At 67.9% G+C, this 9019-nt stretch carries 10 protein-coding genes and 1 pseudogene; 6 read left to right on the forward strand and 5 right to left on the reverse strand.

Annotated elements, in window-relative coordinates; translation table 11 throughout:
- Positions 1 to 2: 2 nt before the first annotated feature.
- Entirely contained in the window at positions 3 to 800 is a 798-nt protein-coding gene (locus WA762_RS34995) for an IPT/TIG domain-containing protein (RefSeq protein WP_335941628.1), read from the reverse strand.
- Positions 801 to 1408: 608 nt separating this feature from the next.
- Between WA762_RS34995 and WA762_RS35000 the strand changes: the two genes are divergently transcribed.
- Positions 1409 to 1891 (forward strand): Ig-like domain-containing protein, encoded by a 483-nt coding sequence (locus WA762_RS35000; protein ID WP_335941629.1) that lies wholly within the window; start codon positions 1409 to 1411, stop codon positions 1889 to 1891.
- 839 nt (positions 1892 to 2730) lie between these two features.
- Here the strand turns inward: WA762_RS35000 and WA762_RS35005 are convergent.
- Positions 2731 to 3506, reverse strand: a pseudogene (locus tag WA762_RS35005) (nucleotide sugar dehydrogenase); the annotation flags it as partial.
- Positions 3507 to 3573: 67 nt separating this feature from the next.
- Here WA762_RS35005 and WA762_RS35010 point away from each other — a divergent pair.
- Positions 3574 to 4347 (forward strand): glycosyltransferase family 2 protein, encoded by a 774-nt coding sequence (locus WA762_RS35010; protein WP_335941630.1) that lies wholly within the window; start codon positions 3574 to 3576, stop codon positions 4345 to 4347.
- A 346-nt stretch (positions 4348 to 4693) separates the two neighbouring features.
- On the opposite strand, the gene WA762_RS35015 is transcribed toward WA762_RS35010, so the two are convergent.
- Together WA762_RS35015 and WA762_RS35020 are read right to left on the reverse strand one after the other, a co-directional pair.
- A complete protein-coding gene (locus tag WA762_RS35015; protein ID WP_335941631.1) occupies positions 4694 to 5089 on the reverse strand; it encodes a hypothetical protein in 396 nt (131 codons plus the stop codon).
- Positions 5086 to 5238 carry a hypothetical protein gene (locus WA762_RS35020; protein WP_335941637.1) on the reverse strand — a complete coding sequence of 51 codons (153 nt, stop codon included), beginning with the start codon at positions 5236 to 5238 and terminating at the stop codon, positions 5086 to 5088. The genes WA762_RS35015 and WA762_RS35020 overlap by 4 nt, the downstream gene beginning before the upstream one ends.
- A 186-nt stretch (positions 5239 to 5424) precedes the next feature.
- Here WA762_RS35020 and WA762_RS35025 point away from each other — a divergent pair, with 186 nt between their 5' ends.
- From WA762_RS35025 to WA762_RS35045, 4 genes are all read left to right on the forward strand, one after another.
- Positions 5425 to 5688: a hypothetical protein gene (locus WA762_RS35025; protein WP_335941632.1), complete on the forward strand. Its 264-nt coding sequence runs from the start codon at positions 5425 to 5427 to the stop codon at positions 5686 to 5688.
- The gene (locus tag WA762_RS35030) at positions 5657 to 6187 is read left to right on the forward strand and encodes a DUF6879 family protein (RefSeq protein WP_335941633.1); all 531 of its coding nucleotides are present in this window, start codon (positions 5657 to 5659) and stop codon (positions 6185 to 6187) included. The genes WA762_RS35025 and WA762_RS35030 overlap by 32 nt, the downstream gene beginning before the upstream one ends.
- 80 nt (positions 6188 to 6267) lie before the next feature.
- Positions 6268 to 6471, forward strand: coding sequence for a hypothetical protein (locus WA762_RS35040; protein WP_335941634.1), 204 nt, complete (start codon positions 6268 to 6270; stop codon positions 6469 to 6471).
- Positions 6472 to 7057: 586 nt separating this feature from the next.
- On the forward strand, positions 7058 to 8068 hold the full coding sequence (locus WA762_RS35045) for an aldo/keto reductase (protein WP_335941635.1): 1011 nt from the start codon (positions 7058 to 7060) through the stop codon (positions 8066 to 8068).
- Between the two features lie 6 nt (positions 8069 to 8074).
- Here the strand turns inward: WA762_RS35045 and WA762_RS35050 are convergent, their stop codons facing one another.
- Entirely contained in the window at positions 8075 to 8254 is a 180-nt protein-coding gene (locus WA762_RS35050; RefSeq protein WP_335941636.1) for a LapA family protein, read from the reverse strand.
- Positions 8255 to 9019 lie beyond the last annotated feature (765 nt).

The raw sequence follows: 9019 nt of genomic DNA on the forward strand, positions 1-9019 counted from the left end.
TATCAGGTGGAGAAGACGAGGGCGGGGGTGGTGGTGCCGCCGGGGTTGGTGACGGTGACGTTGAGCGCCGTTCCTGTCGGGGCGCCCGAGGGGACCGTCACGATCAGCTGAGTGCCACTGAGCGCGGCGAAATCGGCGGCGAAGTCGGTCGGTCCGGCGGGGTCGGTGAATGTGACGGCGCTGACGCCGAAGAAGCCGGTGCCCGTGATGAGAACCCCGCTGTCGCCCGGCGATCCCGTGCTGGGCGAGATGGCGGTGGCCGTCGGCTGGTCGTAGTAGGTGTACTGGTCGGCGGCGCCGGTGATGGGGCTGACCCCGCCCGGATTCGTTGCCGTGACGTTGACGGTCACCGGGGCTCCGGTGACCGCGAAGGAGGGCGGCGTGGCGGAACGCTGGGAGTCGCTGACGACGGGGCCGAGGGTGCCGGCGCCGGCCGCACCGAAGGTGACCGCCGTGGCCGCGGCGAGCCCGCTGCCGAAGAGGGTGGTGGGGGGCGGGGAGGTGTCGGGGCCGACGTTGGCGCTCACGCCCCCGATCGTGGGGGCGGCGACGTAGAAGAACGGCTTGCCGTTGCTGGTGGAGGCGCCCACGGTGACGGTGACATTGACCTGCCCCGCGCACGCGCCCGGGGCGGTGACGGTGATCTGGGTGTTGGCAACGGTGACCGTGCCGCTCACGGAGGTGTTGCCGAAGGAGGCGGTCGGCGTACTGGAGAGGGCGCCGAACCCGGTACCGGTGATGGTCACGACGGTACCGGCCGTGCCCTGGGTGGGGCTGATGGAAGTGATGACGGGTGCCATCGGAGTCCTCCTGTCGGGTCGGATGGCGAGCTGTACCGCCACATCCGGGCCGATGCCGCCTGCGAAAGCAGGCACCGGGCGGTGGATTGGATCGCACCGCCGGGACACCCGTGATCGGGGTTGCCGAGCCGAGGCGTCATGGGAATCGCAGCACTGCCGCTGATGCCCCAGCGGATGGATGGGCGGCCCCTGATCGGACATCAGCCAGTGAGCCACTTGGGCGTAAGAAGCGGCAAGAAGGCTGACGACACGCCACTCGAACGAGTTACGTTTATGTGTCTGATGAGACATATGTGGATATCTGGGGCGAGTTGTGAGGGTGGCGTCCGACGGCGACGGACGTCGCACAGCGGCGCAGGAAAAGCGCGGAGCCGGTTCCGCAGGTCCTCGTCCGGCCCGCCCCGGGCATCCCGGACAGGAGAAATATCGGAATTGACGGCACCCGTCGAAAGGAAAGGGGGCGTCAGTCCTGGCGAGTGATTCGCTTGGTCCAAGCGGACCGCCTGCCCGAGAGCCTTCCTGCCTTCCGCGCAGCGGTGACTACGGTCCCTGTCTTGTCCGGTGAGTTCAAATACCCCGGAAAGCCCACAGCCCAAGGAGTCATGTCGGTGAGACGTTGGCAGGGATTGAGATTCTGGAAGACAGCGCTCTTCGCCGCGCTGGCCGCAGTCATCGCGCTGGGGACCCCGGCGGCGGCCCAAGACCTCTCGACCACCACGGTCGTGGCGTCGCCCACCACCGCGGCCGTCGGGTCACCAGTGACGCTGACTGCCACGGTCAGCTGCCCGGGGGACCCCAGCGGCGGACTGGGCGTGACATTCTTCGACGGCCCTGACCTTCTCGCCACTGTGCCGGTCGGATCCAATGGCACGGCCGCATACACCGCGACCTTCGCCACCGAAGGCGCACACACCATCACCGCCGCCTACAACGGCAATGACGTGTGCGCTGCCTCGAACGGCGAGACCACCGTAGTGGTGTCGTCGACCCCCACTCCCCCCACTCCGCCCTTCGGATGGTGCGCCCTCGTCTGCGGCAGCCTGATCAATTTCACCGTCGGCGACATCAACAACAACGTCGTGGTGCACTGACCCTTGCTCGATGACCGGGGCGTCGCTCACAGTAATCGATGGGTTGTGCGGCGCCCTGAGCCATCCCCGAGTCGGCGCGGTCGTAAGGCCGCCGGTGGGAGTCCAGGCCCTCGTCGTCGCGGGTTATGGGTGTGGTCCGGATGTGACCAGCGTGAGGGCGTCGCGGATGCGCTGGGCACGGGCCTGGCCGATGCGGTACGCGGCCCTCGGCGCACGTACCCCGGGTACGGTGGTGCTCGGCGAACCGCCGGCTCGTGTCTGCGCTGTACGCGGTCGCGGTACAGGCGGCGTGGCAAGCCCGGCGGCGATAGCGGAACCGGGCGGGAGGGCGAGCCCTCGTGCTGCGCGGGCGAGCTGTCGCACGGCACGGGCGGTCAGCCGTACGGCCGGCCCTCGCAGCCAGGCGTCGGCCTTCGCCGGTTACTGCGGTCTCCTCGACGAAGCCTTCGCCGCGTACCCGCCGTAGGGCCACTGAGACGTTGGTGTTCGGCCGGGGCCACCTGCGCATGCGGTGCTGCTGACCGATAGCGGCACCCGCATGGGGAGCCATGGGCCCCTGGCTCCTCACGGAGCGAGCATGCGCGCCCACCGCACGCGAGCGACGGGGGCGGTCGTCGGCGCGGGACCGACTACACGCGGGCTGGGATGTTCCACCGGGTTCCGTCGGGGATGTACCAGACGCGCACGGCCCCGGCCGGCTCTCGGGTGTAGCCGAACCTGTCGTGCGAGGGGCGGCCCGCTTCGTTCCACCACCGCCATGCCTCTTCGACCTGGGGCCAGAGGCCGGGGTCGTCGCTATACCGGGGCAGGGGCGTCAGAACTCCCTCGACGGAGGCGACGATCGGCAGGCAATGTCCGCCGACACCGGGGCCGGGGGCGAACCGCATGCAGCCGAAGGGCTTGGATGCGGCGGCGTCGATCGCATCCCAGATGTTCACGCCGAGCGGCCTGGCGAGCATCGCCATCTCGTTGACCAGCGCGATGTTGACGTGCCGGAAGGTGTTCTCGATCAGCTTGGTCAGCTCGGCCACTTTCGTTCCGGAGACCGGAACTGTGGTCTCCACCACGCCGTCGTAGAAGCCTCTGAATATGCGGCGTCGGTGCCGGACACCACCTTGGGCGTCTTCTCGAACGGCCACGCCCCGTTTCCCGGGTCGATGCGCTCGGGACTGAAGCCGACGTGGAAGTCCACGCCGGCGGTCAGACCGGACACCTTCTCCAAGATCGGTAACACCACCTCCTCAGTGGTCCCGGGGTAGGTCGTGGACTCCAGGACCACGGCCGCGCCGGCACGCAGGTGCTCGCCCAACGTGTGGGCACAGGACTCGATGCAGGTCAGGTCGGGCACTCCGTCCCGCAGAGGGGTCGGCACGGTGATTACCGCGATGTCGAACGGGGTCAGCGCGGTGGCTTCTGCGGTCACGGAGTAGGCCCCGGAGTCCAGCACTGTGCGGAGCCGCGGCGACGCCACGTCCTCCACGTACGACTCGCCGGCGGCGAGCTGCTGAACGCGACGCGGGTTCACGTCGTAGCCGACGACACGGTGGCCCACCTCTGCGGCACGCACGGCCAACGGCAGCCCCACATAGCCCTGACCAGCGACAACAACGTGCATGGCAGCTCCTACTGATTCCAGTGTTTGAATGGACTGTCGTTCCTGGCCGAGCAAGGAGAGAAGCGCTGTGCCCCTGGTGTCTGTCGTGATGCCCGTGTACAACTCGGCAGCCACTCTCGGCGCGGCGGTCCGGTCGGTGCTCACGCAGACCCATAGCGACCTGGAGCTGCTGATCACCGACGACAAGTCGTCCGACGGCTCCATGGACCTGCTCATGGAGTTCGCCCGGCAGGACAAGCGCGTCCTGCCGGAATCGGCACCCGAGCAGGGCGGCGCCGGCCGGGCACGCAATCTCGCCATCGAGCGGGCCCGAGGGGACTACGTCGCCTTTCTCGACAGCGATGACATGTGGCTCCCGGAGAAGACCGAGCGGCAGATCGAATTCGCCGCGGCGGGCACGGCGCCTTTGACGTTCACCTCGTACTTCAAGATGGACGCCGACTACGACGGCGAGAGCACCGACTTCGTCCCGAACGGGCGCGTGGTCCGCGCGCGGGAGAACGTGGACTACCGCGCGATGCTGGTCCGGGACTACATCGGCGCACTGACCGCCATGTATGACCGCAACGTCCTTGGCACGCGGCTGATGCCGGAGATGCGGAAGAGGCAGGACTACGCCCTGTGGCTGTCGATCATGCGTGATGGTGCTGCCGCCCGGGGGCTTCCCGAGCCGCTGGCGGTGTACAGGGCCCACCAGGCAGGATCGCTGTCCTCCAACAAGCTGTCGCTCATCCCGTACAACTGGGCGCTTTACCGCGAGCACGAAGGGCTGTCGGTGCCCCGGGCGACGCGGGCGCTGACCGGTGCTGTGTGGCAGTCCTTGCGTAACTCGCGGATCTAGGACTCGCAGCACCCCGGCCAGACACCCGACTGCACCACCTACGAGGCGGCCGGCCCGCTGGCGGCCGCGCTGCGCAGGAACAGTTGGAGCAGCAGACGGCGGTTCTCGGGCGCGACACCACGCTGAGAGGTAACTGCTGCATCGATCCTCCAGTTCGGCGGGCATGGGAGCCCCCAGGTGAGGGTGGAGAGAGTCAGGGTGTGCAGGGCAGCGCGGTCGGGACTGGCCATGCCGGTCCACACCGGGCCGTGCCTTGTCTTTCTTGTCCGGCCAGGGGCGGGCGCTATCTGGGCCCGCTCCGGTGTACGAGAGTCCCCACTGAGCCACCGGAACGGGAGTCTCGGGTCTACCGGGCCTGTCCCCCGACGTCCGCGCGGCAAGGCCCGGTCCACACCTCGGTGTCGAGGTTGTGGACGCCGAGCCGGTCGCGGATGATCCCGACCCGGACCGTGTTGGTGGTGAGTGGCTTCTTGCGCCAGACGCAGGCCCGGCCCGCGGCCTGGTCCCACGTCAGCGACCCCGGATCCGGGAGCGATCGGGTGGCCGGCGCGGTCACCGCCTGCTCGCCGTACGGGCGGAGGCCGCGCTGCTCCCGACACGGGGCACACGCGTAGCGGGCGTGGCCCGGGCCCGAGCCCTGCTCGACGACGTCGATCAGGACCGCGGTTCCGGACGGGCCGGCGTGCCAGTGGCACCAGCCGGAGTTGGTCGTGCCCGGAGCCGGTGCGGGGCAGCCGGTCATCGCTGCCCGCCCGTGCAGCGATCACACTGGCAGGCCGGGTACTCGGCCGACAGCTCCACCGTCTCGGCCGGAACGACCTCGCCCTTCGGCCGGACGACACGCGTCCGCCCGTACCGGTCGACCTCGTACACCTTGAGCGTCATCGTCACGGGTAAGCCCCCCGTCGCAGTCGGTGAGGAATACGGGCGACCGTAGGCGTGGAGTGTGCGTGCGCACCAGTCATGTGCAGATGCGTGCGCACACCGCTGCCATGAGGGGGCTCTGGGTGCACGTGCCTTGACGGTGCTCGGTGACGTTGTTGCACACAACTGCACACCACATGGACGGAGTCCGCCGTGTCATTACTGTGCATCGGGATCGACCCGAACACGGGCGACCACGAGAGTCCGACCGTCTGGGTCGACCTCGGCAAGGAGGAACTCGTGTTTCAGGGCTGGAAGCCTGACGCAGAGCTCGGAGCGGAGTGTGCAGCGTTCGAACTTCCCGGCCACGCCGCAGGAATCCCGGACAGCGAAGCAGTGATCCGTATCCCCGGCAGGATGGTGCACATGATCAGGGAGGCGTGCGATGCCGTCGAAGGTGCCGCCCAGCTTTCGTGAGCTCCTCGCAGACTGCACTCAGTCCGCCGTACACCTCGAAATGCGCGACGTCTACGCGGTCGACTACGAGCGTGGCCCCTTCGCCGACTGGCGTGCCGGCCACCGCCACGACCCGGCCGACAGAGCGTCCTGGTGGCGGCCGTGGCTCGACCTGGTCGCCGAGACGGTGGCCCGCGGGGTCGTCATGCGGAGAGCCCGGATCGTGTCCGAGCCAGTCAGCGAGTACATCCAGTACGAGTACGACGGAACGTTCACCAACGTGGCCGCAGGAGAACAGGTTCGGTGGCTTCCCCGTCGCCGGGCGTCGGACCTCGCGCTTCCGGGCAATGACTTCTGGCTGTTCGATGGCCGCCTGGCCCAGTGGAACCACTTCGCTGGGGACGGTGCATCCCAAGGGCCTGAGATCACTGAGGACCCGGGGGCGGTGAAGCTCTGCGTGGACGCCTTCGAGGCCGTATGGGAGCGTGCTGTGCCGCACAACCAGTACGCGACTCGCTGACCCGAAGCACCGGACAGGCCACATGACGATCCCTTCCTCTTCCGCACAGCCCGCACGCGAGGTCGTGGCCCGGCGTCTGCGTGATCTGCGGAAGGGGGCGGGGCTTCGAGTTGGAGCGGGCGGCCCGGGCCGAGCAACAGGCAGGCGTTCTGACGGTGGAGACCGCGCAGGCGGTGCAGAAGGCGATCAACGCGCACGCTGCGGCGACCGGACAGAGCCGATACGAGGTCGAGGCCGCGCTGAAGCGGGTTGTCCGGCACCTGGCCGAGGACGACGACGGCTGAGCCCGAACACACGAATTCGCCCCTGCCTGGCATCGGCCAGGCAGGGGCGGAATGAGGCAGAAGCCCCGCATGCGCGGGGACCAGCACCCACCGGACCTGGTAGGTGATGGTCCGTCTTTCCATTCACGCTTCCTGATGGTCGCCATGTCAGGACGATAGGCCCGTTTTGATGGGTGCGTTGGGCCACGGTTTGGCCGCGACTTGAAAAGAGATCAGCCCCTGACCCGTTTCCCCAGGTCAGGGGCTGATCATTTAGGGTGAGTAACGGGACTCGAACCTGTTTCTTGAACATACTGTGACCTGCGGGAATGTCGAGAATCGGGCCAAACCGGCTCAGTTCGATGCCAGTGCGCTCCACCGAATGCCGTCCTGTTCCCACTCGTGTTCCCGCGGGAACAGCCCGGCGGGCGCGCTGTCGGGCCCTGCACGGTCTGAGTAGCAAATCCCGTAACCGTCATGACCTGGGAACGCAGCAGCGCCCCCGCCGAAGCCGTGAGCGTGGACAGGGCGCACATGCCGCACGCCTCCGAATTCCGGACCGAGACGTATTGCGTTAGAACGCACTTCAATTCCTAGGTTCGGAAGCATGCGATACGTCAAACTTGGAACGACCGGACTGGAAGTCTCCGCCATCACCCTCGGCTGCATGAGCTTCGGCGAGCCGGACCGGGGCGGCGAGCCCTGGTCACTGGGCGCGGACGCCAGCCGGGACATCATCAAGCAGGCCCTCGAGGGCGGCGTCAACTTCCTCGACACGGCCAATGGGTACAGCGCCGGAAGCAGCGAGGAGATCGTCGGCCAAGCGGTCAAGGACTTCACCCGGCGCGAGGAGGTCGTTCTCTCCACCAAGGTCTGGATGCGGATGCGCCCCGGCCCGAACGGCGCCGGGCTGTCCCGCAAGGCGATCTTCGCCGAGCTCGACGCCTCCCTGAAGCGACTGGGGACCGACTACATCGACCTGTACCAGATCCACCGCTGGGACTACGACACTCCGATCGAGGAAACCCTCGAGGCGTTGCACGACGCGGTCAAGTCCGGGAAGGTCCGCTACATCGGAGCCTCTTCCATGCACGCCTGGCAGTTCGCCAAGGCCCTGTACCTGGCTGACCTGAACGGCTGGACCCGGTTCGTGTCGATGCAGGACCACTACAACCTCATTCACCGAGAAGCAGAGCGGGAGATGCTCCCGCTCTGCGCCGACCAGGGCATCGGCGTGATCCCGTGGAGCCCGCTGGCGCGGGGCAGGCTGACGCGGGCCCGGGACACCGCCACGGCGCGTGCCGAGACCGACGAGGGCGGCAAGTTCCTCTACCGCGACGAGGACCAGGCAGTGGCCGAGCGCGTCCACCAGATCGCGGGCAAGCGGGGGCTGTCCGCGGCCCAGGTCGCCCTGGCCTGGGTCATGCGCAACCCGGCGGTGACCTCGCCCATCGTCGGGGTCACCAAGCCGGCCCAGCTGGCCGACGCGGTCGCCGCGGTGGACGTCGCACTCGACGAAGACGAGGCCGCCTACTTGGAGGAGCCCTACCAGCCGCACGAGGCCGCCTACCTGGAGGAGTCCTTCTACAAGCCGCACCCTGTGGCGGGCCCCCGGTAGTCCGGGCTACCGCCGGGCCTTCGACGAGTCCTTGGCCTCGGCTTTCACAGCCCCGTGGTCGGCCCGGCGGTGCTTGCGGGCGGTCGTGCGCAACTGCATGATCCGCGCGCTGCCCGCCACCGCGGCCAGCAGCAGGGCCACGCGCAGCGGAACTTGACCGTGAGCACCGAAGTAGCTGACGTCCACCGACTGCTCCTGAGTTTGCTCAATTGGAGGAGATTTCGCGGGTAGGGGCGTCAGGCTGATGTGACGCGGGCCCCGGGAACCGTTTCGACGTGGGACTTTTACGTCTCTACATCTGAAAACGGAGCACCAGTGCCCGCCGTCGAAGCATGGGCGACCGAGCCCTTGTGGGTCCAGTTCGAGGCCCTCCTGCCACCGCATCTCGAGACACCCCCGTGGGGCTGTCGCAACCCACGGATCCCGGACCGGATCGTGTTTCGTCGCGAAACTCGTCTTCGGCGGCTCGTACGAGAAGCACGCCGATCAATCGTGCTCGGCAACCACGATGGGAACCCGACGTAACGAGTGGATCGCGGCCGGTCTCTTCGCAGTCTGGAGCAGATCGTGTTGGAGAGCTACGACCGTGTCGTGGGCTTCCGGCTTCCCGACCTGCCCGGCGGCCTGCGTCCGCTGCGCGATTCGGATGCCACCGACGAGGAATGACTCTGGTCCGCGCCGTCGGACGAGGGGCTCCTGGAGGTATGGCCAGGAGGAACGTCCGGCGGTGCAGCCGGTGCAGCCGATGCGGCATCGAGCTGCGCGTGCTGGGCAGACAGACGTTGAGCGTGTGAACGGCCGGTTCCTGCCCGCTATGGGAGCTGTTGCGGTCGTTCCGCTTCCGCATCGCTCGACGTTACTGAACTGAGGAAGGCACCAACCAGATTAGGTTGGGCAAGAAGGAGTCACCGACCTCACCCAAGGAAGTGAATGCATGGGCTTTCGACCCGC

The sequence above is a fragment of the Streptomyces tyrfis genome, assembly GCF_037034285.1.
Taxonomy (GTDB): domain Bacteria; phylum Actinomycetota; class Actinomycetes; order Streptomycetales; family Streptomycetaceae; genus Streptomyces.

Coding starts and splice junctions, on each gene's coding strand:
- WA762_RS34995 (WP_335941628.1), bottom strand. CDS start 800: ATGGCACCCGTCATCACTTCCATCAGCCCCACCCAGGGCACGGCCGGT.
- WA762_RS35045 (WP_335941635.1), top strand. CDS start 7,058: ATGCGATACGTCAAACTTGGAACGACCGGACTGGAAGTCTCCGCCATC.
- WA762_RS35030 (WP_335941633.1), top strand. CDS start 5,657: ATGCCGTCGAAGGTGCCGCCCAGCTTTCGTGAGCTCCTCGCAGACTGC.
- WA762_RS35015 (WP_335941631.1), bottom strand. CDS start 5,089: ATGACCGGCTGCCCCGCACCGGCTCCGGGCACGACCAACTCCGGCTGG.